This window comes from Shewanella sp. SM95 (assembly GCF_025653595.1).
GTDB classification, from domain to species: Bacteria; Pseudomonadota; Gammaproteobacteria; order Enterobacterales; family Shewanellaceae; genus Shewanella; species Shewanella oncorhynchi.
Window position 1 is genome coordinate 545291 of the sequence record NZ_JAKKSE010000001.1, and the last position, 24381, is coordinate 569671.

Annotated in this window: 23 protein-coding genes and 1 other RNA gene; 10 read left to right on the plus strand and 14 right to left on the minus strand. The window is 45.9% G+C overall.

The annotated features are described in order from the left end of the window. Nucleotides 1–2: 2 nt before the first annotated feature. From L5M29_RS02380 to pspF, 4 genes are all read right to left on the minus strand, one after another. Complete coding sequence (locus L5M29_RS02380; RefSeq protein WP_263166002.1) at nucleotides 3–893, minus strand: ABC transporter permease subunit; 891 nt, start codon at nucleotides 891–893, stop codon at nucleotides 3–5. Then, nucleotides 880–1911, minus strand: coding sequence for an ABC transporter permease (locus L5M29_RS02385; RefSeq protein ID WP_028760461.1), 1032 nt, complete (start codon nucleotides 1909–1911; stop codon nucleotides 880–882). The genes L5M29_RS02380 and L5M29_RS02385 overlap by 14 nt, the downstream gene beginning before the upstream one ends. Then, nucleotides 1911–3536: an ABC transporter substrate-binding protein gene (locus L5M29_RS02390; protein ID WP_028760460.1), complete on the minus strand. Its 1626-nt coding sequence runs from the start codon at nucleotides 3534–3536 to the stop codon at nucleotides 1911–1913. The genes L5M29_RS02385 and L5M29_RS02390 overlap by 1 nt, the downstream gene beginning before the upstream one ends. 69 nt (nucleotides 3537–3605) lie before the next feature. Continuing rightward, nucleotides 3606–4697 carry a phage shock protein operon transcriptional activator gene (pspF, locus tag L5M29_RS02395; RefSeq protein ID WP_173245615.1) on the minus strand — a complete coding sequence of 364 codons (1092 nt, stop codon included), beginning with the start codon at nucleotides 4695–4697 and terminating at the stop codon, nucleotides 3606–3608. Between the two features lie 177 nt (nucleotides 4698–4874). On the opposite strand from pspF, the gene pspA reads away from it, so the two are divergent. From pspA to ffs, 8 genes are all read left to right on the plus strand, one after another. Further along, entirely contained in the window at nucleotides 4875–5558 is a 684-nt protein-coding gene (pspA, locus tag L5M29_RS02400; protein WP_006081137.1) for a phage shock protein PspA, read from the plus strand. A 17-nt stretch (nucleotides 5559–5575) separates the two neighbouring features. After that, nucleotides 5576–5815, plus strand: coding sequence for an envelope stress response membrane protein PspB (gene pspB, locus L5M29_RS02405; RefSeq protein WP_006081138.1), 240 nt, complete (start codon nucleotides 5576–5578; stop codon nucleotides 5813–5815). Then, nucleotides 5802–6188 carry an envelope stress response membrane protein PspC gene (gene pspC, locus L5M29_RS02410; RefSeq protein ID WP_028760457.1) on the plus strand — a complete coding sequence of 129 codons (387 nt, stop codon included), beginning with the start codon at nucleotides 5802–5804 and terminating at the stop codon, nucleotides 6186–6188. Before pspB ends, pspC begins: the two co-directional genes overlap by 14 nt. A 113-nt stretch (nucleotides 6189–6301) precedes the next feature. Then, a complete protein-coding gene (locus L5M29_RS02415; protein ID WP_263166005.1) occupies nucleotides 6302–7762 on the plus strand; it encodes a YcjX family protein in 1461 nt (486 codons plus the stop codon). Next, nucleotides 7759–9018, plus strand: coding sequence for a YcjF family protein (locus L5M29_RS02420; protein WP_263166006.1), 1260 nt, complete (start codon nucleotides 7759–7761; stop codon nucleotides 9016–9018). The genes L5M29_RS02415 and L5M29_RS02420 overlap by 4 nt, the downstream gene beginning before the upstream one ends. A 344-nt stretch (nucleotides 9019–9362) precedes the next feature. Then, nucleotides 9363–10556, plus strand: coding sequence for a methionine gamma-lyase (gene megL, locus L5M29_RS02425; protein WP_263163245.1), 1194 nt, complete (start codon nucleotides 9363–9365; stop codon nucleotides 10554–10556). Between the two features lie 226 nt (nucleotides 10557–10782). After that, nucleotides 10783–11145: a ComEA family DNA-binding protein gene (locus tag L5M29_RS02430; RefSeq protein ID WP_028760453.1), complete on the plus strand. Its 363-nt coding sequence runs from the start codon at nucleotides 10783–10785 to the stop codon at nucleotides 11143–11145. Nucleotides 11146–11404: 259 nt separating this feature from the next. After that, nucleotides 11405–11502: signal recognition particle sRNA small type (gene ffs / locus L5M29_RS02435), an RNA gene on the plus strand. A 218-nt stretch (nucleotides 11503–11720) separates the two neighbouring features. Here ffs and L5M29_RS02440 read toward each other — a convergent pair. From L5M29_RS02440 to dinG, 6 genes are read right to left on the minus strand one after another with little or no spacing between them, the layout of a single operon-like run. Further along, nucleotides 11721–12011 (minus strand): late competence development ComFB family protein, encoded by a 291-nt coding sequence (locus L5M29_RS02440; protein WP_028760452.1) that lies wholly within the window; start codon nucleotides 12009–12011, stop codon nucleotides 11721–11723. Nucleotides 12012–12044: 33 nt separating this feature from the next. Further along, nucleotides 12045–12953, minus strand: a complete 909-nt coding sequence (locus L5M29_RS02445) for a histone deacetylase (RefSeq protein WP_173245603.1) — start codon at nucleotides 12951–12953, stop codon at nucleotides 12045–12047. A 29-nt stretch (nucleotides 12954–12982) separates the two neighbouring features. Beyond that, complete coding sequence (locus L5M29_RS02450) at nucleotides 12983–13672, minus strand: DUF2057 domain-containing protein (protein ID WP_028760450.1); 690 nt, start codon at nucleotides 13670–13672, stop codon at nucleotides 12983–12985. A 9-nt stretch (nucleotides 13673–13681) separates the two neighbouring features. Next, nucleotides 13682–14350, minus strand: a complete 669-nt coding sequence (locus L5M29_RS02455) for a primosomal replication protein (RefSeq protein WP_206765984.1) — start codon at nucleotides 14348–14350, stop codon at nucleotides 13682–13684. Beyond that, the gene (locus tag L5M29_RS02460) at nucleotides 14341–15114 is read right to left on the minus strand and encodes a sulfite exporter TauE/SafE family protein (RefSeq protein WP_028760448.1); all 774 of its coding nucleotides are present in this window, start codon (nucleotides 15112–15114) and stop codon (nucleotides 14341–14343) included. The genes L5M29_RS02455 and L5M29_RS02460 overlap by 10 nt, the downstream gene beginning before the upstream one ends. Nucleotides 15115–15123: 9 nt before the next feature. Beyond that, the gene (dinG, locus tag L5M29_RS02465) at nucleotides 15124–17196 is read right to left on the minus strand and encodes an ATP-dependent DNA helicase DinG (RefSeq protein WP_263166010.1); all 2073 of its coding nucleotides are present in this window, start codon (nucleotides 17194–17196) and stop codon (nucleotides 15124–15126) included. A gap of 137 nt (nucleotides 17197–17333) precedes the next feature. Here dinG and L5M29_RS02470 point away from each other — a divergent pair, with 137 nt between their 5' ends. Together L5M29_RS02470 and L5M29_RS02475 are read left to right on the plus strand one after the other, a co-directional pair. Beyond that, nucleotides 17334–19781, plus strand: coding sequence for a DNA polymerase II (locus tag L5M29_RS02470; RefSeq protein WP_263166011.1), 2448 nt, complete (start codon nucleotides 17334–17336; stop codon nucleotides 19779–19781). Between the two features lie 222 nt (nucleotides 19782–20003). Further along, the gene (locus tag L5M29_RS02475) at nucleotides 20004–21215 is read left to right on the plus strand and encodes a porin (RefSeq protein WP_263166013.1); all 1212 of its coding nucleotides are present in this window, start codon (nucleotides 20004–20006) and stop codon (nucleotides 21213–21215) included. Between the two features lie 227 nt (nucleotides 21216–21442). On the opposite strand, the gene xthA is transcribed toward L5M29_RS02475, so the two are convergent. From xthA to fhuF, 4 genes are all read right to left on the minus strand, one after another. Further along, the gene (gene xthA, locus L5M29_RS02480) at nucleotides 21443–22255 is read right to left on the minus strand and encodes an exodeoxyribonuclease III (RefSeq protein ID WP_263166015.1); all 813 of its coding nucleotides are present in this window, start codon (nucleotides 22253–22255) and stop codon (nucleotides 21443–21445) included. Next, nucleotides 22255–22554 carry a YciI family protein gene (locus L5M29_RS02485; RefSeq protein WP_028761008.1) on the minus strand — a complete coding sequence of 100 codons (300 nt, stop codon included), beginning with the start codon at nucleotides 22552–22554 and terminating at the stop codon, nucleotides 22255–22257. Before L5M29_RS02485 ends, xthA begins: the two co-directional genes overlap by 1 nt. Next, entirely contained in the window at nucleotides 22554–23099 is a 546-nt protein-coding gene (locus tag L5M29_RS02490; protein ID WP_263166017.1) for a septation protein A, read from the minus strand. Before L5M29_RS02490 ends, L5M29_RS02485 begins: the two co-directional genes overlap by 1 nt. A 113-nt stretch (nucleotides 23100–23212) precedes the next feature. Further along, nucleotides 23213–24301: a siderophore-iron reductase FhuF gene (fhuF, locus tag L5M29_RS02495; protein WP_263166018.1), complete on the minus strand. Its 1089-nt coding sequence runs from the start codon at nucleotides 24299–24301 to the stop codon at nucleotides 23213–23215. Nucleotides 24302–24381: the final 80 nt, after the last annotated feature.

A 24381-nucleotide genomic window follows, 5' to 3' on the forward strand; every position in this document is an offset into this window, starting at 1 on the left:
AGTTAGTTTCTGATGGGCGCAAGCGCCGACCGTAGGCCATCGCCAACCAAATTAATGGCCAGCACACTAAAAAGAATCGCTAATCCCGGAATCGTTACCGTCCAAGGTGCGGTCAATAAATTATCCATTCCTTGGGCGACCATAGCGCCCCATTCTGGACTCGGCGCCTGTGCGCCCAAGCTTAAAAAACCCAGGGCAGCGATATCTAAAATAGCAGCTGAAATGGCAAGTGTGGTTTGAATAATCACCACTTCCCACACGTTTGGCATAATGACATACCAAAAAATTTGCATCGAGTTAGCGCCGTCTAAACGCGCGGCTGTGACATATTCTTTTTGTAATTCTTCATGCACTGACTGGTGTATGGAGCGCACAAATTGTGGGGTTAAGGCTATCCCGACGGCCCAGAACACATTTTCAAGCCCTGGTCCCATTACAGCAACTACTAAAATGGCCATTAATAATGAAGGAATTGATAACAGCGCATCGAGCAAATGACCAAGAATACTGGATTTTAAGCCCCGCATCATGCCCGACAACGACCCTATGATAAAGCCTGTGAATAATGCAGTAACTACGATCAGCAGCGCCATGCCAAAGGTCAAGTGCGCGCCGTGTAATAATCGGCTGAAAATATCGCGGCCGAGATCGTCAGTCCCTAAAAAGTGTGCCACTGTCCCTGAAGGGTCCCAAGAGGGTGGCAATAGCAAGGCTCTTGGATCTTGTGCTTCTGGCGGAAAGGGCGCAATCATAGGGCCAAACAGGGTTAGCAAGAGCAGAAATGCAATCGTCCATAGACCCGCTAAGGCGAAAGGATTAGCCGAAAAGTTAATCCAAACCCGCATAGTCGGAGAGGCAATTTGATCTTCTTGATAAATTTTAACTGGTGGCATAAAGGTCTTTTCTGCTCAGTGGATTAAAGGCTGTGTGCAGCACTTCAATCAAGATACTTAGGAAGATAATCAATAGGGCCACGGCCAAAATCCCACCTTGGATAACAGTATAGTCCCGTTGGTAAATCCCTGAAACCAGCCAAGATCCTACACCAGGCCAAGAGAAAATCATTTCAACCACTATGGCATAACTGGCAAATGAGCCAAGCATTAGCCCTAAATGTTTAAGTACGGGGATTAACGCATTGGGCAGGGCGTGGCGCAGTATAATCGTGCCAGTATGCATGCCTCTGGCTTCGGCGGCGCGGATAAAGGTTTGATTCATCACATTCACCATTGCCGAACGGGTGCTACGAACCACTACAGTAAAAGGTAACACGGCCAGTGTTGTGGCAGGCAAAATGATATGCAGCAGGGCATCTTTAAATGCCGACATGCCGTATTCAGACTCTGACAACAAGGTATCCACTAGCATAAAGCCAGTGACGGGCTTGATTTCATAGAGCAAATTGATTTGTCCCGAAATTGGTAACCAACCAAGATCGACGCCAAACCAAAGCGAAAGATAAAGGCCTAACCAGAATACGGGTACAGAGTAGCCCGTTAGGGTAATCGCCATAATGGTATTTTGGGTGAGCTTATGTTGACTCTGGGAGGCGAGCACGCCTAAGGGCACGCCCAAGCAAATTGCGATAATGCCCGCCATCACAGCAAGTTCGAAGGAGGCGGGCAGGACGGCACTGAGTTCTTCGGCGACTTCTTGATGTGACGTGACTGAAATCCCTAAATTACCGCTAAGCCTTTGTTGTAGGTAAGCGATAAATTGCCACGCTTGGTTTTTATCTAATTTGTAGTCTTGTTCTATTTGAACCAGTTGGGTCGCCGTCGGTGTATGTATGCCAGTGAGTGCATAGGTGCGCTCAACTGGAAACAAGCCTGTAGCGTAAAATAAGACACCCACCATGACTAACGAAGTAGCAAGAAATAAATTGAGGCGACGCAGTAGGTATGTAAACATTAATTCGCCTCCTGTGGTGCTTGGCTAGTATGGGTGAAGGAAATCCCACCAAAAGGCGTAAGCTGCATATCCTTGATATCACTGCGAGTTAACGCTACACGTTTGGCATGGGCCAGGCTCAGCATAGGTACTTGTTCAGCTAAAAAGGCTTCTGCTTGTTGATAAATCACTTTACGTTCCGCTTGATCTGATACTTCCCTTGCGCTGTTTAAGATGGCATCAAACTCAGGGTTACACCAGCGAGAACGATTGTTGTTTGATTGCATTGCTGCGCAGCTCAGCAGCGGATTAAAAAAGTTATCGGGATCGCTGTTATCAGCATTCCAGCCAATCAGCACAGAATCATAGTCGTCGCGGCTCAGTCTCTGATTAAATACGCTCCAATCGTAACTGACGATATTCACTTTTACGCCGATGTTTGCTAAATCGGATTGAATTAATTCGGCCGTTTTCAACGAATTGGGGTTATAAGCGCGGGCAACCGGTATGGCCCAAATATTGATGCTGAGATTTTTTATACCAGCTTCTTTTAATAGGTCGCGTGCTTTTTGCGGATTGTAATCGACAAGTCCTTTGTTATTTTCGTAGGCCCATGATGCTGGCGGCAGAACGCCGGTGGCTTCAATGGCAGTATTTTGATAAACCGCTCGCAGGATATTTTGTTTATCAACAGCATAGGCAAGTGCACGACGTACGCGAACATCATCTAACGGTGGCTTTTGTGTATTAAAGGCCCAAAATGCTACGTTAAGACCTGGTTGTGATTCGATGTTTAATTCTTGATGCTGTTTGATAACAGGCAGTTCACCTGCTTTGGGCAGCGCAGAAACGCTGCAATCCCCCGCGATAAGCTTAGCGAGCCTAACTGTACTTTTGGGCGTGATATCAAATACCAGCATATCGATTTTTGCTGGCTCTCCCCAAAAATCGGGATTACGGCGATAGCGGATATATTCGTTTTTAGCGTATTGCACTAAGGTGAACGGTCCTGTACCAATGGCAAAGTGGTCGACGTTTTCAGGATGACCTAAAGCTAACTGCTGCTGCGCGTATTCGTTGGATAAGATCACCGCAAAGTCGGTGGCTAAATTCGACAGAAAAGAAGCGTCTTTGCGGGTTAAGTAAAAGACCACTTCATGATCGTTTATCTTCTCTATCCCTTTAACTTGCTGAGAAAAGCCAATACTTTGGAAGAAGGGATAACCCGTGCGGGAGACAAAATGATAAGGATGTTGGGTATCGATAATACGATTAAAGGAGAACAACACATCGTCGGCATTAAAGGGGCGAGTTGGGTAAAAACGCTTTGAATGCTGGAACTGCACGTTTTCCCTGAGAGTGAAGCGATAGCTTAAGCCATCATCAGACATGGCCCAACTCGTCGCCAAGGCAGGGACAAGCTTGCCTGACTGGGTGTCATAATCCACTAGGCGACTATAAATTTGATGTGAGGTGGCATCGATTGTCGTGCCAGATGTCACCAATTGTGGATTAAAAGACTCAGGGTTCCCTTCGGAGCAATACACCAAACCAGAAGGGAGTCGTTGGGGGCCACACGCGACCAACAACCAACTCATGCAAGAAACTGCAGTTGTTAGGCACAGGCGTCTAATTAGCACACTCATTTATAAATCATTATTTTATCGACTATGAACGGCTATTTTAGCAGTGCATCTCCCCCGTGGGCAATCTGCTTATGCTTTATCAAGTAAATTGTACTTTTTAAGGATGCCACGCAGTTGGTGGTAGCTTAATCCGAGCATGTCGGCGGTTTTCTTTTGGTTATATTGGCTGTTTGAGAGTGCCTGCTGGATCAGATCCATTTCGTACTTCTCAGTTTGCTCTTTAAAATCCAGCGGAAAATTAAAGCAATTCGTTGAATACTCAGTATTGACTTGCACTTCAGCCTCAAATGTCGGCGCAGATTGTGACGTACTGGCAACAGTTGTTGGCGCGACTGAGGTGATTTGGCGTTCGCGAGTCTTGATCCGCGTTTGGGGCCGATACGGTGAAGCAAAGGGATCGAGGGTAATATGACCGATGGGTCTATTTTCACCACCATTACGGTAAACGCTGCGCTCGACTACGTTTTTAAGTTCACGGATATTACCCGGCCAGTCGTGGGTCATTAATTGCTCGACCGCATGGGCGCTGAAACCGCTGAACAGCTGCAGTTTTAATTGGCGCGCCATGCCAACGGCGAAATATTCCGCCAGCGTCATTATGTCTTCTGGGCGGCAACGCAGTGGTGGCAGAGTAATTACATCGAAGGCGAGTCTATCGAGCAAGTCGGCACGAAATTCGCCTGCGTCAGCAAGTGATGGTAAATCTTCGTTGGCGGCGCAGATTAAACGAACATCAGCCTGCACGGTTTTACTGCCGCCGACCCGCTCAAATTCGCCATATTCAATGACGCGCAGGAGCTTTTCTTGGATAAGTCCTGAGGTGTTGGCTAATTCGTCGAGAAATAAGGTGCCGCCGTCGGCGCGCTCAAAGCGGCCTTCGTGTTTGCCTTTGGCGCCAGTAAAGGCTCCTGACTCATGGCCAAATAATTCACTCTCGAGTAAATTTTCACTCAAAGATGAACAGTTTAGCTTAATAAAACTTTGATCCCAGCGCTTAGACAGATAATGTAAGCGTTCGGCAATAAGCTCTTTACCTGTACCACGTTCACCAATAATCAGTACGGGTTTAGACAGAGGCGCTATTTGCGACACATGTTCTAACACTTCGAGCAGGGCGTTGGATTGACCGATAAGGTTGTCTTGCTGAAATTTATTATCCACGATATTTTTTAGTCTTTCGCGCTAAAATTTGGTGAAAATGATAATAAGTGGCTTGAAGCGTAAAAGGAAGTAAAAGTTAATATTTTGTTTAAGATGCTGTATTTAAATAAAAAATAAAAGTTGGCACGGTTAGTGTATTACCTTGTACGAGACCAACATCAATTTGAGGATAGGATTATGGGAATTTTCTCTCGTTTCGCCGATATCATTAACTCTAATATCAGCGCATTGCTGGATAAAGCCGAAGACCCAGAAAAAATGGTTCGACTGATTATCCAAGAAATGGAAGACACACTCGTTGAAGTGCGTTCTACCTCAGCTAAAGTGTTAGCTGAAAAGAAAGAGCTGCAACGTCGTATCAACCGCGTGTTAGAGCAAGTGCAAGATTGGCAAGATAAGGCTGAACTGGCACTGTCGAAAGACCGTGAAGACTTAGCGAAAGCCGCTTTAGTTGAAAAACAAAAAGCGACCGGTTTAGCAGATACGCTGAATCAAGAGTTAGCCGTCATCGATGAACATATCGCACGCTTGAAAGATGAAGTGGGCATGTTGCAAGAAAAGCTGCTCGATGCAAAAGCGCGTCAAAAGACCATTATTTTGCGCACTCAAACAGCGTCATCACGCTTAGAAGTGAAAAAGCAGCTAGATTCAAGCAAGATCGACAACGCTATGCTTAAGTTTGAGCAATATGAGCGCCGTGTCGAAGGCTTAGAAGCCCAAGTTGAATCTTACGATCTTGGCAGCAAGAAGACCTTAGCCGATGAGTTTGCGGCGCTAGAAGCGGAAGATTCTGTGAATGCAGAACTGGCAGCGCTCAAAGCCAAGGTAAAAGGTAAAGCGCCAACTAAGTCAAAAGAATAACAATTCAGAGGTGAGTTATGGATATGGACGTGCTAATGGCGCCGATTATTATTTTCATGGTGATAGTCGCGCCAATATGGTTAGTTCTTCATTATCGCAGTAAGCGACAAGTGAGCCAGGGACTCACTGAGGAAGAGTTTTCACAACTCAATGATTTGATATCCAAGGCCGATAAAATGGCGGCGCGTATCGAGACCTTAGAGGCCATTCTGGATACAGAATCGCCCGAATGGAGGGGGAAACATGAGAGGATCTAATGGCCGTACTTTGTACCGCATTCCCCAGTCAGGCAAAATAGCGGGTGTATGTGCAGGGATTGCCGAGTACTTTGCGATTGAAACTTGGTTAGTGCGAGTGCTGACTGTGTCTATCTTCTTACTCGGCGGCTCAGGTGTGGTATTTATCATCTATGTCGCTTTGTGGGTGATTTTAGACATCAAGCCGCAAAAGCATTACGATAGAGACGATATCGAGGTGAAGAAGAAGCCGTGGCAGTCGGGAGAACCCGCAAAGCAAGCGCTAAGCGACGTGAGTCGTCAATTTCGAAGTCTAGAAGTTAGGCTACAAAATTTAGAACGCCATGTCACCTCTGACAACTTTGATTTAAAAAGACAAATCAATAGTTTGTAACCCTTCTAAAGGGCGGCCATGTCCGCCCTTGTTGCTTAATCTCTGCTCCATTCCAGTGTATAGTCAACATCACTTGACATAAGTTAACATCATTCGACATAAGGGAAGTCTCTATGGGAATGCTTGATGCCTCGCTCCATAAATTAACCCAAAAGGGCCAATCCCTGTTACATCGCACCGCGGACCGGCATTTACGTTTGGCCGTGACTGGGCTTTCTGGTGCAGGAAAAACAGCGTTTATTACGGGGTTAGTCAATCAGTTACTCAATTCTGGACCTGTCTCAACCTTACCCCACGCCCGCAACAACAGCGCTTTGCCACTGTGGCAGGTGAGCCGCGATCAGCGTTTGCTCGGTGTTAAGCGTGCCATGCAGCCGGATCTTGAGATCGCTAGTTTTGATTATCAAGGCGCCATGTTAGCGCTCACTTCCGAACCCGCGACCTGGCCTGCCTCCACTCGTACTATTTCTGAGTTACGACTGGCGATTAAATACCAACCTAAGAAGGGCTTACTGGCCAAGTTTTCTGATACCGCCACCTTGTATTTAGACATAGTCGATTATCCTGGCGAATGGTTACTCGATTTACCTATGTTGCGCCAAGACTTTGTAACCTGGTGTCGCGCTCAACAAGTTCGCATCGAGAATCTTAAAAGCTCGCCTTTGTATGCCGAGTTTGAGCAATCTTTGACATCATTGGATTTAGCCGCCAGCGCCGATGAGCAGCAATTAAAGCAGATTGCCGATCAATATCAGCTATTGCTCAATGATTTAGTGCACGTGCAAGGTTATTACCAAGCGCAACCTGGGCGCATGTTATTGCCGGGTGAATGGCTGGGGGCTCCCTTATTGGCTTTTTTCCCCCTGTTATTGGTTAATGATGAAAAGTTTGCTGCGCTTTCGCAAAGCGATAAACACAGTGGATTCCATGTACTTGAAAAACGTTATCAAGAATATGTAGCTAAGGTGGTTAAGCCTTTCTATAAAAACCACTTTGCCGGTTTTGATCGGCAGTTAGTACTCGTTGACTGTTTTAGTGCGTTGAATCGCGGTAAAAAGCAATTTGAGGATATGGGCGCGGCGCTCAATGCCATTATGGAAAGCTTTCAGTTTGGCCAATCGAGTTATTTACGGCGGTTATTTGCACCCCGCATAGACCGTTTGTTGTTTGCCGCGAGCAAGGTTGACCATGTGACTCGCGATCAGCAGAGCCATGTTTTGTCCCTGCTGACCGATATGTTGAAACACAGCCAGCATTTTGCCAGTTTCGATGGTTGTAAAGTGGAGACGATGGCGATTAGCGCCATCAAGGCGACTCGCCATGGCATGGTGACAACTCAGGACGGTGAGGTCGAAGTCGTGCAGGGGATGGGACTCAACGGTAAAGCCCTGACCTTATTTCCTGGCGAAGTGCCCACTCGCTTACCTGAAGCGCATTTTTGGCGTGACCAAGGGTTTAACTTTGTCGGCTTTGCACCGCCGAGCAATGCCAATGTTGACCTCTCTCAAGTGCATTTTGACCATATTCGTCTCGATCATTTGCTGCAGTACTTACTGGGAGATAAGTTGGAATGACGTTAAAGCTATCGGATAACGCTAATGAGCAGGCTTCTAATTCTTCTGCGAACTCATTTGAACGCTCGGCTGAACAATCAGTTGAGCAATCCATTGAACAACAGGCCATTAAACAAAAGCCGCTGAAAAAGCAGCAGCTGTTTGACCCAGAAGTCGTGGATCTCAAACCCAGCAAAGAGGAGCTCAAAGGGGCGAAAGCCTTTGATCCCCATACGCCAGTGCAAGAAGTGGCTGCCGATATTGAGGAATTGATGGATGAAACGCTGTCTGCCCATCCAAAAATGATTGATGCTAAATCGGTATCGCCTCAACTTGTTAAATCACGCCGTTGGTCTTGGCTCGCCCGTCTAGCTGCTGTGAGTTTATTGCTGCTTGTAGTCGTTCAAACAGGATTAGGACTGAGGGATGCTTGGCTTGAGAGCCCTTGGTTGTTCAGTTTTTATGGTGTGGTGCTTGGGGTTGTCAGTGCGTGGGCATTGGCGGGCGCAGTCAGTGAATACCGTAAGCTCAAGCGACTCAAACAGGTCGCCGATACTCAAGAAACAGGTGCAAGGCTAGCGCAGAGCATGCAAATGGGTGAAGCAGACAGCTTTATCGATAATATCGTTTGCCACTATGAAGACAGCCAAGGTTTGCAGCAACTTCGCCGTTCATTAAAAGATGAACATAATGATGCCGAGAAAGTCTTGTTATTCGAGGACTTAGTGCTGACTGAGCGGGATGAACTGGCAAAGAAAGTGGTGCGAAGATATGCAGCCGAGTCGGCAGTTTTACTGGCGGCCAGCCCTTTAGCTGTGCTCGATATGGCGATTATCCTATGGCGTAATCAACGTATGCTGCGCGATGTGGCCCGTTGTTATGGCATTGATCTAGGTTATTGGAGCCGGATTAAACTTATCCGCAGTATTATCATTAATATTATTTATGCGGGTACCAGTGAGTTAGTTACCGATTTAGGAACACAGCTGTTATCGGTTGAAATGACCGGTAAATTGTCTGCTCGCTTGGCCCAAGGTTTAGGCGGCGGTATGCTAACGGCGCGTCTTGGATATCAAGCCATGGCGCTGTGTCGGCCGATTGTGTTTAGAGAAGATCAAAGGCCTAAATTGTCTAAAGTGCATCAGGAATTGTTGATCGAACTTAAGCAGTTTTCAGGCAAGCTGTTTACCAAAGAAGGTCGCGACGCATTAAAAGGCCAATTCGCCGATGTTGATGACAAAGTCTCTCGGCCAGCTAAAGATAAGTCTAAAGAGTAGATGCTATTTAATATCAAATAATTAACCGATTGAAATGGCCGAAAGCAGATGCGCTAATGGACTTGTTCCTTGGCGCATTTTTTATGATTTTCTTTGCAGGTACCGAGTATGACTAAGTGCGACGTAAAAGTGCTATGTAACAAGTTAATTACACTTTTGAGCGCTGCTATTTTTGCCATGCTACTGGCTTAAGTGCTTGGCCGCGTTATGGTAGGGCTTATTCGATAGGGCTAATGTTTCATTAACTTATCTATTAGATTATCCATAATGCGGGCATTGAGCGCTCCACACCAACAATCAATCAAGAACGGGAACTGCTCAATTCCAATGACAAGGAGCTAGGTATGCAAGATGTGTCAGGCAAGATGTGGAAGGCGGCAACACAGGTTATTCATGGCGGCCATGAGCGAGAGGCCTTTGGTGCCTTAGTCACGCCGCTTTACCAAAGTGCGACTTTTGTGTTTGAGTCTGCACAGCAAGGTGGTGAGCGATTTGCGGGTAATGAGCCGGGGTATATTTACACGCGCTTAGGGAATCCGACAACCGCTGAGCTTGAACGTAAAATGGCGATTTTAGAAGGGGCTGAGGCCGCAGCAGCAACTGCTTCTGGTATGGGCGCAGTATCCGCCGCATTGCTGGCTAATTTGCAGATGGGCGATCACTTAGTGGCGTCGAATGCCGTATACGGTTGTACTTATGCGCTAATGACGACTCAGTTTGCTCGCTTTGGTATTGAAGTATCCCTAGTGGACTTTTCATCGGAAGCAGAAATAGAAGCGGCGATTCAATCCAATACTAAGGTCATTTTCTGTGAAACCCCAGTCAACCCCCATTTACAGGTGTTTGATTTAGCGGCAATTGCGACTATTGCTAAACGTCACCAGTTGGTCAGTATTGTCGATAATACCTTTATGACTCCATTACTGCAGCGGCCGCTGGATTTTGGTATTGATTTGGTGATCCACAGTGCGACTAAATATCTGAATGGTCATGGTGATGTGATTGCGGGGATAGTGTGTGGCAGTGAAGAGCAGCTCCATAAAGTGAAGTATGAAATTTTAAAGGATATTGGCGCTGTGATATCGCCACATGATGCTTGGCTGATCTTACGCGGTCTTAAAACCTTAGATGTGCGTTTGCAGCGCCATTGCGATAGTGCCCAGCGCGTGGCAGAGTTTTTGGCGGAACATCCAAGCATTACACGTGTGTATTACCCCGGGCTTAAATCTCATCAAGGGCATAAATTCATTGGCCAGCAGATGAAACGTGCTGGTGGTGTTATCGCGTTTGAACTGGCGGCAAATTTAGAAGAAGCCATGGCCTTTGTCGGATATCTAAAGTTGTTCTCAATTGCGGTGAGTCTAGGTGATGCTGAATCCCTGATTCAACATCCTGCATCGATGACGCATTCACCTTATACGCCAGAGGCAAGGGCTGCCGCTGGGATTGGTGATAATTTGCTGCGGATCTCTATTGGTTTAGAAGATTGTGACGACATCATCGCCGACTTGAACCAAGCGCTAGCTCGATTAGCTTAATGAATGTTGTTATTTTAAAGACCGTTAGCTATTTGAATGATAAAAGGATGCTTTTTGCATCTTTTTATCATAGTCAAGCACTAGCTCATTGAGCCGAAGACAGAAGTTTAGCGATAGTGAATATTTATGACGCCGATTTGGTATTTCGGGACAGCTTAGACTATTTTTGATTTGAGGCCACGGAAGTAGGACGAAAGGCCGCAAATCATGGAATAGAGGAATTGTTATGAAAACCACAAATCGTATACCTGCTTTTATGAGTGCCATAGCATTAACGGCTTTTTTGGCAAGCCCAGCAATTGCAACAGAAACCCCAACCAAGGTCGCCGTGAAAGTACAGGCTAAAACTGAAGCGGGTGAAATGGCATCTGATGCGAAAAAATCTATGCCAGATGCCGCTCAAGTTAACATCAATACCGCTTCAGCCGAGCAGTTACTCGTACTCAAAGGGATCGGTGCCGCAAAGGCTCAAGCGATTGTCGACTATCGCACTAAAAATGGTAAGTTCAATGCTATAGATGACTTAGCGAATGTCTCTGGTGTTGGGGCTAAGATAATTGAGCAAAATCGCCATTTGATCAAGTTGTAACCACCTTTGGCGATGATTGCGCTGTAGCCTGCTGATTTTTATGATAAGAGATTCAGTAAAACATATATAAAAGTCTGCATTTGCAGGCTTTTATCATTTCAATCACTCCATTTGCTTATAGATTGTGCAGTTAGGTGGGATATTAAGAGATCTTATCGATTAGCGCTTGATCCCATAGGGTCCATGGGGGATAATCCTTCGCGTTCAAGCAATGCTTTGGTTTATGTCATTCAAAGTAATGTTCGAAGTTATGGTGACCCTAGGGTCCCCCCGCAATGATAACTTGTGAACTCGGCCAGGCCCGGAAGGGAGCAACCGCAGCAAGCGACTCGTGTGCCGGGGTGTCGGCTCTAGGGGAACCTCCAATTCAGCAGTTCCTCTGCTTATTTCCGTTGTACTTCTCTATATCTACTCAATTTATGTTATTCAATATTTTAGCTTGCAGACTATTTCCGTTTTCTGCTGTTAATCATTTATAGCGTTAATATTTTTGCACAATGAGATAATCCATTGCCTGCCTCTTTTCTTGCCACGACAACGGCTAAAAATGCTCTCAACAGTAACCTTTAACGAAATTAACGATTGGCTTCGGCTTCTTCCTGTAATCTTTTTTGCAGATTTTGTTTAAGAAAAGCGCGGGACTTTTCTAGTGCGGTTTGGATCTCACGCTTTAATTCCTGCAGCTCGTTATAGTCTTCAAAGAAGTAAGTATCGACGAGGTGGCGTATGTAGCGCACTGGCAGTTGATTTAAGGTCACGCAACATAAGTCGGCGAGATAGTCCTCAGGAAGTTCGTCCATAAGTCCTTCATCTGACAATATTTCCATTAAAAGAACTTCGTAGTAATTACGGATTTCGAGTTGCATTGTTATGCTCCATGACGGTTTTCATTGAGTTTGCTACCACAAATGATTTGCCGCAATAAAAAGTTGGCTGTGTCTTTGGCTTAATTGTAGTGCGTCTCTGCTGTAGCCGCCGCCTATCACGGCTGCAATTGGAATATTTTCCGATTTTGCCATTGATAACACAGTTAAATCCCGTCTGAACAGTCCTTCTTGGCTGATATTGAGCAAGCCAAGATCGTCATTTTGATGAATATCGGCCCCAGCATCATAAAGAATCAGATCTGGTTGATGGATTCGGATAAGGAGGGCGAGTGTCTGCTCCACAGTTTCAAGATACGCACTATCGTCCGCTCCTTTAGTTAGTTCAATATCATGGTGGGAATGCTGCTTACGACTCGGGAAATTCTCTTTGCAGTGAATCGAGCAACTGATGATCCCTTGATGTTGGTGGCTGAGGGTTGCACTGCCGTCACCTTGATGCACATCGCAATCAAAAATCAGTACCTTGTGTACTTGCTGGCTCGCGATGGCATTTCTGGCCGCGAGGATAAGGTCGTTGAAAATACAATAGCCGCTGCCAAAATCGTAATGGGCGTGATGGTAGCCACCCGTGAGATGCAGGGCAATACCCTGATTTATGGCTAATGAAGCTGTGAGTGTGGTGCCAGCCACAGAATGCAAGGTACGCTCAACTAAGGCTTCACTCCATGGGAAACCAATCCGTCTAAGCGCCGCTGTTGGCAAGGTACCCGCGATAAATTGCTCTACATATTCGCGTTGATGCACTTGCATTACATCTTCTGCAGTCATGGCCGTTGGCGTGTGGAACTGTGCAGTCGTGGCAATGTGGTTATCGAGTAAGTACTGCCGTAAATGTGCGTATTTAGTGGTGGGAAATCTGTGATGGGGAGGAAGCGCCAGCTTGGAATAGCTGGCGTGATAAACCAGTGGGATCAGAGTCAATATTGACTAAACCTCGTTATCGCAAGTTGTTATAGCTGTGAAATTGCCCAGCTCATAAATTCTTTACGGGTTTTTTCATCCGCTTGTAGCCACCAGTATTGCAACATTTGTTGTGGGTTGGCTCCTGCTGCTTTAGAGGTGTCTACGGGGGCGGTGAGTGATGTTGCGTTAACGGTCGCCGATGTTGTCACGGGTGCTGGTGCAACGGCTACTACTGCTCCAGCGGCACCGGTTGCTGCTGCGGCAGTACCGGATACGTCAACGGCTTGATTACCACTGAAAAGGCGAGAGACGAAGCTTTCTTCTTCTAAATTGGTATTCACCACTTGGTAATTGACGCTGCCTTTGTCACTACGGGTTAATTTGACTTGTGGGTTTTGCGCGTAAACTTTAGGCTTTTTAACGACTTCACCTTCGGCCGCTTGCAGGTAATATTGATGGTCGCCATCAACATCTAAAGTAACGATGAAAGGTGCTGACTTAACAAAGGTTTGGCTGTCACTAAAATCATCCTCTACCATTTCATGATAACGAATGGCGATTTTGTGAGTGCCGGGGGCCAATTCTAAGCTGCTTTTATGGTTGAATACGCTCGACTCGACTTTTTTACCATCAAGAGCAAGGTACTCAAATGACATAGGAATGTTCAGATCTGCAGCGAAGGCTGAGGCAGATCCGAGTAATACTAGCAGGCTGCTAATTGGCAAAAGTGATTTCATTGTTACTCCTTAACGGTTATTACTCTGATACGGGCGTTCGAATATTTGAATGCGATCTTCTATATAACTAATAGCTTGCCTGCATTTTCCTAGACGACGATGCATCAAAAGGATGTCATTTTGCAATTTTATTTTGTCAGCACTATGACAGTTTTCAAGTTTTGATTCCATTTCTTCAATTTTTTGTTCAAATTTTTTCGCCCAATTCAGATGTTTGTTCAATTCTTCGTAGATCTCATGACTATTTTGCATCACGTTATTGGCGATCCAATCGAAACCACTGGCTTGGTGAGACTGATTCTGGCGTTGTGCAAAACGGGCACGGCTACTGGCACGCTGCTGAGTTTTAGACTTAATGTCGATAGAAGTGGTCAGCAAGGCTCGTTTGACTGCGGTAAATCTATCTTGGATCCGCTCACAGCTCAGGGCAATGGTCTGGGGGGCGAGTTTAAGCTTAATTTGTTTTTCGAGCTGCATAATACTGCTACGAATTTGTTCAATACAGGGGCCGAGTTGGGCGCCGTGTTGGACAAACAGCGAGTGATTAAAACGCTCCGTTTCTTGCAGAAGTTTACGCTGCGGCGGGGCGAGTCGATTATCGTGTTGCAGCACTTCTTGTTCTAAGGCTTTAAGCTGATTCTTCAGCATCACCATTAATTGTTGGGTGTTCACAACCATGCGCTCCATGCCAAATTCGCTGCAATCATTAGCACGATCAAAATAAACAGTGGACGGATAAAGGGCATGCCAAATTTAATCGCACAGCGGGCGCCGATAAATGAGCCTAACATCATGCACAATCCCATCCACAAACCTATTTGCCACTCTACCTGCCCAAGCCAGCCAAAGATAGTCAATGCGGTCAAGTTGCTGGTGAAGGTCATCGCACGGGCGAGGCCGCAACTGTGCAGTAAAGGCAGTTTATACAAAGAGCCGGATGTGACAGTCCAAAATGCGCCAATGCCTGGGCCAGCAAAACCGTCATAAGTGCCTAAAGCCAGTCCCTGTAGCCATTGTTGCTTGGCTGGCGGCTTGCTGGTTGGTGCTTGGCAGTTAACGTCTGACATCGCATTGGGGCTGACTAAACTGTAAATGGCGATGCCAATGATCAGCAGCGGCAGGACTTTTTCGAGCCATTGGGTATCGACTAAATAGACTAAAAAACTGCCCAATACCGCGCCGATAAAGGTGGCGATAAAAGCCATGTACCAAAACGAGGGTTTAAAGAGGTGCTTGCGATAATAGGTCCAAGCCGCCATAAAAGAGCCAAAGCTTGCGGCTAACTTATTGGTGCCTAATACGGTATGCGGCGCAATGCCTAAGGTTAACAGTGCGGGGATCGACAATAGGCCACCGCCACCCACGACGGCATCAATGAATCCAGCGATAAGACCTATGACTGCCAACAGGGCCCAATGACTGGGCTCGAGTAACAACTCCAAATTTTAATCCTACTCTATAACACGTCTAAAGGGCGGTAAGGCATCCAGTAAGGACTTGCCATAGCGTTTAGTGACTAACCGCCTATCTAAAATGGTCACTCGGCCATAATCTTGCTCTTTACGCAGTAATCTACCACAACTTTGAATAAGCTTACGTGAAGCATCTGGGATCGTCAGTTGTAAGAAGGGATTACCGCCTTTGACTTTGACATATTCTGCGTGCGCTTGCTCAACGGGCGAGGTTGGCACGGCAAAGGGCAGTTTAGTGACGATCAAGTTCGTCAGATAATCGCCGGGCAAGTCGAGACCTTCAGAGAAACTGCCGGTGCCAAACAAGATGCTTGGTTCGCCCTTATCGCATTTAGCTTTATGATTTTCTAACAATTGTTGCCGTGGCGCATTGCCTTGAATAAGCAGCTCTGTGGTGAGTTTACCTTCAAGTAATTCAACCACTTTTTCCATCTGCCAGTAGGAGGCGAATAACACTAAGGTGGCCATTTCTCCTTCAATCAGGGTGACGATTTGCTCGGCAAGTTCTGCCGTATAGGCATCATCCGTCGGCTCAGTGCGCATTTTGGGTAAATAAAGTGTCGCGTTATTAGGATAATCGAAGGGCGATTGTAAGGCTAAATAACGGCTGCCATCGTTGAGTGATAAACCGACTTGATGCACAAAATGGTCGAAGTTATTGAGTGCGCGCAGCGTAGCGCTACATAAAACTACGCCCGCTGCTTTTTGCCACAGCATGGATTCCAGCATAAAGCCAACTTCGATAGGCGAGGCGCTAAACAGATAATCCACTTGTTTACCTGTGATGAGCTCGACCCAGCGCGCCATAGGTGCGCCTTTGTGCTTATCTTCCTTGGCCATCATCCTCCACAATTTCTGCAGGTTTTCGAGCCTTTGCAGCATAAATCCGGTTTCGGCCAATAGCGCTTCGGATTGATGTTTAGGAATATCGCCATCTTTAATCGCTTCGGCCAGCAGTGACAGCATTTTATTAAACTGTTTGAGGGCTAGATTAGAGGTCACTGCAAGGTTTTCAGCCAGAATGAGTAATGACTCTGGTAGTTTGCCGTGCTCAAAACGCAGACGGTTTTCAGGATTGGCAAAGTGTTTGGTCTGAGTATCGCAATAGTGGGCCACTTGATTGAGCTGGGCGATAAGATCGCCTAAATGATCTTGCATCGCCTGCGCGGGGGCAATGATATTGTTGCTCTTTATTTGGTTTTGTAACTTGGCGCAGGTTTTACCAATTTTTTCGAGCCAGTCGCATGCGCCCCTCAGCGTGGCCTGTGCACTGGAGAAATCCCGCGCCACAATCGGTAAGTGATGTGCCTCATCGATAACATAAAATACGTCTTCTGGATCGGGCAAAATCACGCCGCCACCTAGCTCTAAATCGGCGAATAACAAGCTGTGGTTGGCGATGAGTACATCCCAGGTATCGACATCTTCGCGGGCTTTATGGAACGGGCAATTTCTGTGGCTGGCGACTTGGCGATGACAGCTGTGTTTGTCGCAGGCGATTTGTTGCCACAGGTGATCGGGCAGCGGCACGGCTAAGGTGTCGATTTCGCCGTTCCAGCGACCTTCGTTATAGTCTTTTAACAGGCCGTGCATCATAGTCACTTGGCTATTGTCTGGTTTAGTTTGCCACATGGCCATTTGTGTACTGTTGTCGTCACCGATGAGCATCGCCAGTTTCGATAGACACACATAACGTTGTCGACCTTTTACTAGGCCAAAGCGGAAATTTAAGCCGGATTGCTCAAGGAAGAAGGGCAAGTCTTTATGCAGTAATTGCTCCTGCAAAGCGACGGTTGCTGTAGCGATGCAGACCTTTTTCTTGCTCGCTAATGCCAGTGGAATGGTACCGAGGATGTAAGACAATGATTTACCGATCCCTGTGCCTGCTTCGACCACTATGATGCGCCTATCTTTATCATAGTCGCCGGCGAGAGTCTTAGAGATTTCCGCCACCATATAGTTTTGTTCGCGTCGCGGCCTAAAATTAGGCAAGGCGGTAGCGATATCCTTATAGATGGCGCGGATCTGGGTTTTTACATTGTCAGGTAACATGCGTCACTACTTTATCGAATTAATGCTGTACATAATAACAGTGATTGCATAGCCTAAGAAACTTTTCTGCCATTTGGCGGCATTTAAATTGAGGAACCATCTAAATTGACTAGCTATGCGATTTGGGAACCCATGCGATGAAGTCAGAGGCTACCGCGGCCGTTAGTGTACAAGGTCGAGTCTTAACACGCCATGCGATTCATCGTCATGGGAGTTTAGTGTTGCAGTATTATCTGGCTACCGCCCAAGGCCCTGTGCTGGTGGAAGTGCAAGGCACTGAACACATTTGTTTTTGTCATCAAACTGATGTCACGGCTTTGCAGTTGCAAACGCCGGGTCAAGCATTGCGGTTTGTACCGTTAGCACTCAAAAGCTTTAAAGGCGGTGCGGTTAGTGGTGTTTATGCTAAATCTAGCAATAGTTTACGTACCTTACAGCGCATCGCTAAAGATGCCGACATCCCTTTATTTGAAGCCGACATTCGCCCCGAACAGCGTTATTTAATCGAGCGGTTTGTGGCGCTGGATGTGGCATTTTTAGGGCATTTCTCTGCGACGAGTAACATACACGCGCCGACTAGCGACAGTCTTGAGGCTAACTCGCTGCCCGTGTTTATCGCCGAGCGGGCTAAGAGTATTGCCCCTTTAACGGCTGTACATTTGCGCTGTATTTCACTGGATTTTGAATGCAGCTTTGAAGGTTTACTCTATTCAGTTGCACTATATGGTCAATACAGTGGCCGAGACGAAGAGCAAGACAGTCTCAAGCAGACTTATGAAAAAGTGATTATGGTGGGTGAGGCTGAATCAAACTCTCCCGAATATATTGAATGGGTGGCCGATGAGGCTGCACTCATTCATCGATTAATCGCGTGGTTCCATGAGTTTGATCCTGACTTTGTCATAGGTTGGTCAGTGGTGAGTTTTGACCTCGCACTCTTGTCACGCCGGGCATTATTACACCGTATTCCGCTCACCATTGGCCGCGGAGGGGCAAAGCTTGAGTGGAAAGTCGATAATAAATTTCGGCCAGAAACCTTAGTTTTACCGGGCCGTGTGGTACTCGATGGTATCGATTGGCTTAAAGCCGCTTTCTATCATTTTGAGCGGTTTTCGTTGGAATTTGTTTCGCGGAAATTATTAGGTGAAGGCAAGGCCATTCATAACGTGGATAATCGCGTTGAAGAAATTGATCAGCTGTTTAAGGCCCACAAACAAGCATTAGCGCATTACAATCTTACTGACAGCCGTCTGGTGTGGGATATTTTTAGTCATACTCAATTATGGGAGTTCGCCCTCGCGCGAGCTGAACTAACAGGTTTAGAGTTGGGGCGGGTTGGGGCTTCGGTGGCGGCATTTAATCATTTGTATTTACCGCATCTACATCGAGCAGGTTACGTCGCTCCCGATGCTCCTGCGAGTGATGGGATCGAAAGCCCCGGTGGCTATGTGATGGATTCTGTACCGGGACTTTATAAGCATATTTTAGTGTTCGATTTTAAAAGTCTATATCCCTCCATTATTCGTACTTTTTTGATTGACCCTAAGGGATTAATTGAAGGTTTGCAATTGCCCGAGTCTGACTGTGTTGCGGGGTTTCTCGGTGGCCGTTTCAGTCGGCAACAGCCCATTTTACCTAAGCTTATCCAAACATTATCTGAGCAGCGCGAAAAGGCCAAAAGTGAGCACAATGCGCCGTTATCTCAAGCGATAAAAATTATCATGAACTCGTTGTATGGGGTTTTAGGTTCTCAAGGTTGTGTTTTCCACGATGCAAAGTTAGCAAGTTCGATCACTATGCGTGGCCATCAAATCATGAAACAAACCCGCGCATGGATAGAAGAGATGGGCTATCAAGTGATTTACGGCGATACGGATTCGACCTTTGTCTGGCTTGGCAGCGAGCCTGATCTCTCAGACCTTAACGCCTTAGGTAACACTCTGGCGCGGGAAATTAATGCTAAGTGGCAGGCTAAGATCGCTGAAGATCATCAAGTTGAGAGTTTTCTCGAGTTACAGTTTGAACGCCACTATGAGCAGTTTTTTATGCCGACCTTAAGGGGGTCGTTAGAAGGCAGTAAAAAACGTTATGTTGGCGCGTGGCGCAATGCGAGCGATGAACTTGAGCTTACTTTTAAAGGTATGGAGCAAGTGCGCAGTGATTGGAGCCCTTTAGCGCGCAAAGTTCAAGAGTCACTCTATGAACGGATGTTTAACCAAAGGGATATCAGTGTTTATTTGGCCAGTGTGTTTGAAAAGCTGCTTGATGGTGAGTTGGACGATGATTTGGTATTTCGCAAACGTATGCGACGCAATATTGAAGATTACACGGCTAAATCTTCTCCCCATGTTAAAGTCGCTCAACAATTATGCGACTTAACAGGAGATGCCTCTTTTGGCAAGCGTGGGGCGCAGATTGATTATCTGATTACTGTAAATGGACCGGAATCCTTACTGTACAGAACGTCACCAATTGATTACCAATACTACATTGATAAGCAAATTGGCCCTATTGCCGAGCCTGTTTTTTCGATAATGAAACTAAACTACATGGATATTGCGTCAAAGCAGTTGCTGTTAATATAGTGTTTTTAATGTTCTTTATGTGTTGCGCAGGGTGGCGAATGTAGCGTTTTAACCTGTTTTGTAGAGGTTAACTGGTTTGTTTTTGTGATGTTAATCGACATATTCTTTAGGTTTAGCTTTGAGGGAATATTGAAAGTTTGCTACCCTTTAAGAGGAAATTGTAAGGAAATATAACAACGGAATGACGTTGACAGAACATAAACAAAAAAGGTTAAGCACCAAATGAACAAGACGTTAGTAGCAACTGCGCTTGCAGCAATTTTTTTAGTTCCATCAGTCTCAGCTATCGAGATCTATAAAGATAATAAAAATGCCGTAGAAATCGGTGGTTTTATTGATGCACGCGTGATCAACACTCAAGGGGAAACAGAGGTTGTTAACGGCGCATCTCGCATTAATTTTGGTTTTAATCGTGAGTTGACTGACGGTTGGAAAGCATTTGCTAAATTGGAATGGGGTGTGAATCCTGTTGGTAGTAGCGACATCGTCTATAACAATCGCTTCGAATCTGTTCAAGAAGAGTTCTTTTATAACCGTTTAGGTTACGCTGGTCTGTCCCATGACACTTATGGAACGCTGACTATTGGTAAGCAGTGGGGCGCTTGGTACGATGTCGTTTACAACACTAACTATGGTTTTGTGTGGGACGGTAACACTGCAGGTGTTTACACTTATAATAAAGATGATGGCGCGGTAAACGGTGTTGGTCGTGGTGATAAAACAGTTCAATATCGCAATGCATTTGGCGATGTAAGCTTTGCAGTTCAAGCACAGTTGAAAAACAGCAGCTTCTATACCTGTGATACAACGGATGATATTTCACAAGCTCAGTGTCAAGCGAACTGGGAAAGCGGTGATAAAGCGGCTCAACAAGTAGAATACAATTATACTTATGGTAGCGCGCTGACCTATAAAGCCACTGATATGCTGACCTTAACTGCGGGTGTTAACCGCGGTGAGTTTGATGTGAGTTTTGGTAATGGCGAACAAACCACTGCGGTTGATCTTATCTACGGTGCGGGTATCACTTGGGGTAACTTCGATAGCAATGGCTTATACGCTGCTGCAAACGTTAACAGACAAGAAAATCATGACACAGACAATATTGGTCGTTTGATTAAAGACGCCTATGGTATTGAAAGTTTAGTTTCTTACAAGTTTGACAATGGATTACGCCCATTCATTTCTTACAACGTGCTTGATGCCGGTAAAGACTACGTCATTCAACCTAACTTTAATGCCGATCCTAACGATGAGTTCAAACGTCAGTTTGTCGTAGTTGGTTTGCATTTTGTATGGGACCCAAACACAGTGCTTTACGTAGAAGCACGTAAAGATTACAGCGATTTTACCAGTGCAGATAAAGAACAAGAAGCTAGAATGGCGCTTTCAGAATCTGACGGTGTTGCCATTGGTATCCGTTACACACTTTAAGTTTCCAGTTTCTATATAGTAGAAACCACTTTTTTAACAAAAAGCCAGTCAGCAATGCCGAACAGTTAAGACGAAATGCTTGACTAGTTCACTTAAAAGTTAAAAATCCGATGATCCCATATCATCGGATTTTTATGTAACTCCAAGATAAATTAGTCTGCACCTATATCACCCGCTTAACCTGTTTGGCAGATGTTTTTATGTCTGTAAGGTCGAACCCTAGCGGGTTAAGCCTCTTTGAACGTGCTCCAAATGGGGGCATGATCTGAGGGTTTATCTATGCCGCGCAGATCGTAATCGACATCGGATTCGACTAAACGTGCTGCCAGTGAAGGCGTTGCTAAAATCACATCAATACGCAGGCCACGGTTGTCATCGAAACCTTTGCTGCGGTAATCGAACCAAGAATAACGTTCGATGCGCTCTGGGTGTAATTGACGGAAAGTGTCGATTAAGCCCCAGTCTTGTAAGGTTTTTAACCACTCACGCTCTTCCGGTTGGAAGCTACATTTGCCGGTTTTTAGCCAACGCTTACGATTGACTTCACCTATGCCTATGTCTAAATCGGTCGGCGAAATATTGATGTCACCTATGATGACGATATCTTCATCGTTGCTGTGATTTGTCTGCAAGTAGTGCATTAAATCCTGATAAAACTTACGTTTAGCAGGATATTTTGTTGGGTGGTCTATGCTTTCGCCTTGGGGGAAATAGCCGTTGAACACAGTCAATGGACGACCATTCGCTTGGGTAAATGTGCCGATAATCATGCGGCGCTGGGCATCTTCATCATCGCTTGGAAAACCCTTTTGCAGTTTTTCTGGTGCGACTTTAGACAGCATGGCAACACCATAGTGAGCTTTACCGCCGTGGTAATGCACTTGATATCCCATGGCTTCGACTTCGGCTAATGGAAACGCCTCATCGTGCACTTTGGTTTCTTGCAGGCCGATAATGTCGGGCTGGTGGCTATCGATTAAGGCTTGCAATTGATGCAAGCGTGCCCGCAGACCATTGATGTTAAAGGACACTATTTTCATTAAGGCAGGACTCGTTTAAAGGGTTTAACCACAACACTTTGGTAAACGCCCGCTTCGATATAGGGATCGGCATCGGCCCAGTGTTTTGCTGCGACTAAGGATTCAAAATCTGCGACAACCAGTGAACCACTAAAGCCAGCATCACCAGGGTTTTCGCTGTCGATGGCTGGGTGTGGGCCAGCGATCAGTAAACGACCTTCATCGGCGAGGGCTTGCAGGCGAGCTAAATGGGCTGGGCGTGCGGCTAAACGTTTTTCTAAACTATTCTCAAAATCTTGAGCTGAAATCATATACCACATTATTTGAGTTCCTTGCGTTGATCTTCGGGAAGGTGTTTATAAAGATAAAATACGGTCAGGACAGTATTAATTAAGGTTAAAGCGGTTAAACCAAACACTTTAAAATTGACCCAAGTTTCTAATGGCAAACTAAAGGCGACATAAATATTGACTAGGCCACAAGCGGCGAAAAAGATCACCCAATACCAAGTTACGCGAGCCCAAATTTTGTCGTCTACTTGCATTTCTTTGCCTAACATCGACTTTAATATCGATTTATTGAGCAATTGACTGGCACCTAAGGCGATGGCAAACAAACTATAGATGATGGTCACTTTCCACTTGATAAAAGAATCATCGTGAAACACTAAAGTGAGTGTGCCAAACACTGTCACCATAGCAAAGGTGATTAAGTGCATCTTTTCAAGTTTCTTATATAGCGCATAGGTCACGATCAATTGAAGCGCGGTGGCTGCGATCAATGCGCCGCTGGCGATATAAATATCGAAAAATTTATAAACGGCAAAAAAGATGACGAGGGGCAGGAAATCAAGCAGTTGTTTCATAAATAATCATGTTAAAGAGACATGGGCTTGAGTGTAGCATGTGCAACATAAGGGCAAAAGCACCATGGGCCTAGGATTGCGATCTTGCCCATTAAATGGGTTTAATGGGCAAGTTAGACTTGTGCCTGTTTGGCGGCGTTTGTCTTAGCGTTAGGGCGACTTAGTAGTGGGCAATCGTGGCATTGGCCAGTGTTGGCGAGTTGATACCTTAGGCAGCAAGTACGGCGAATGCATTGGATGTTCGTGCTGCCTTCTTTGGGGTCAACAATCAAATTGATGCTGTTATACAGTGGATTTTGGGTGCCATCAAAAAAGGTCGCTCTGCGAAACAGAGCTTGCTTAAGTTGCTGACTTTGTTGCTGAGATAATCCCAACTCTCCTAGATACCAGTGGATCAGATAGCCTAAGTGACTCCAATATAATTTAACGGGCACGGGGCTTAAAGTGAGCAGGCGCTCAACACTCGGTTGCAGTAAGTTTAAGATAAGGCCTTGTAGGGCTAGTTCTTTATCAACTGGCGGCTTATATGAGGCTAATGGCGAGTGTACCTCAATGTCTGTCTTGAAACTTGACTTAGTGTTGGTTTGGCAAAGTGGCTCGATGCCGTGGTGTTTTTTAAAGGTCAAAGCGGTATTTGGCTGTTGCTTTGTTATTTTAAATTCAAATTTTGCCACTCGGCCACTGGCGTGTACCTGCATAAAAACGGACTGTGGCTGCCAGTGAATAGGCTCGAAATCGGCTTTTTTTGCGTTAAAAATCCACTCCATCACAGGCGGAACTAAAAGGCCAAAATACCATTGACCCCAAAGTGAATACAGCGCTTTGCGAGTGTCTTTTCTACTGGCCGTAGCGCGTTTACTGACTAAGGCGCTTTTACTGACGAAAGCGTGCGCTCGGCTGGTTGCAGCTGTTTTAGTAGCCTCGGTTTTATCTTTAGTTACAGCCTCAGTTTCACTCTGAGTTTCAGCGCTAGGATGTGCGATGGCAAAACGTGCAATGAGTTTTTGATAAGTATCGACGTTACTCCATTCATCAAAACTGAGCCCTGTAGGTGACTGGGTTGCGCGAAGGTGTTCGCCATAGAAGGGCGCCCGCTCATGTAACAGCTGATTGAGTGTCAAAATAGTTTGATTCAACGCGTTGTGGCTTGGCGAGGTATCGCACAATGTTTGCAGCCTGGTGTCTCTCCGTTGGCTTGCCATAGTGACTCCTTAATGGCTGTGATTGATTGCCGCGGTTATCGATAAGTCCATGTAAATGATTACCTTGCGAGCCCAAGATT

Bases quoted from the DNA above. Each gene is read 5' to 3' on its own strand.
- pspC (WP_028760457.1), top strand. From the start codon at position 5,802: ATGAGAGGATCTAATGGCCGTACTTTGTACCGCATTCCCCAGTCAGGC.
- L5M29_RS02430 (WP_028760453.1), top strand. From the start codon at position 10,783: ATGAAAACCACAAATCGTATACCTGCTTTTATGAGTGCCATAGCATTA.
- pspB (WP_006081138.1), top strand. From the start codon at position 5,576: ATGGATATGGACGTGCTAATGGCGCCGATTATTATTTTCATGGTGATA.
- L5M29_RS02390 (WP_028760460.1), bottom strand. From the start codon at position 3,536: ATGAGTGTGCTAATTAGACGCCTGTGCCTAACAACTGCAGTTTCTTGC.
- xthA (WP_263166015.1), bottom strand. From the start codon at position 22,255: ATGAAAATAGTGTCCTTTAACATCAATGGTCTGCGGGCACGCTTGCAT.
- L5M29_RS02450 (WP_028760450.1), bottom strand. From the start codon at position 13,672: ATGAAATCACTTTTGCCAATTAGCAGCCTGCTAGTATTACTCGGATCT.
- L5M29_RS02485 (WP_028761008.1), bottom strand. From the start codon at position 22,554: ATGTGGTATATGATTTCAGCTCAAGATTTTGAGAATAGTTTAGAAAAA.
- pspA (WP_006081137.1), top strand. From the start codon at position 4,875: ATGGGAATTTTCTCTCGTTTCGCCGATATCATTAACTCTAATATCAGC.
- L5M29_RS02470 (WP_263166011.1), top strand. From the start codon at position 17,334: ATGAAGTCAGAGGCTACCGCGGCCGTTAGTGTACAAGGTCGAGTCTTA.
- fhuF (WP_263166018.1), bottom strand. From the start codon at position 24,301: ATGGCAAGCCAACGGAGAGACACCAGGCTGCAAACATTGTGCGATACC.
- megL (WP_263163245.1), top strand. From the start codon at position 9,363: ATGCAAGATGTGTCAGGCAAGATGTGGAAGGCGGCAACACAGGTTATT.
- dinG (WP_263166010.1), bottom strand. From the start codon at position 17,196: ATGTTACCTGACAATGTAAAAACCCAGATCCGCGCCATCTATAAGGAT.
- L5M29_RS02475 (WP_263166013.1), top strand. From the start codon at position 20,004: ATGAACAAGACGTTAGTAGCAACTGCGCTTGCAGCAATTTTTTTAGTT.
- L5M29_RS02440 (WP_028760452.1), bottom strand. From the start codon at position 12,011: ATGCAACTCGAAATCCGTAATTACTACGAAGTTCTTTTAATGGAAATA.
- L5M29_RS02415 (WP_263166005.1), top strand. From the start codon at position 6,302: ATGGGAATGCTTGATGCCTCGCTCCATAAATTAACCCAAAAGGGCCAA.
- L5M29_RS02380 (WP_263166002.1), bottom strand. From the start codon at position 893: ATGCCACCAGTTAAAATTTATCAAGAAGATCAAATTGCCTCTCCGACT.
- L5M29_RS02490 (WP_263166017.1), bottom strand. From the start codon at position 23,099: ATGAAACAACTGCTTGATTTCCTGCCCCTCGTCATCTTTTTTGCCGTT.
- L5M29_RS02455 (WP_206765984.1), bottom strand. From the start codon at position 14,350: ATGGTTGTGAACACCCAACAATTAATGGTGATGCTGAAGAATCAGCTT.
- L5M29_RS02385 (WP_028760461.1), bottom strand. From the start codon at position 1,911: ATGTTTACATACCTACTGCGTCGCCTCAATTTATTTCTTGCTACTTCG.
- L5M29_RS02420 (WP_263166006.1), top strand. From the start codon at position 7,759: ATGACGTTAAAGCTATCGGATAACGCTAATGAGCAGGCTTCTAATTCT.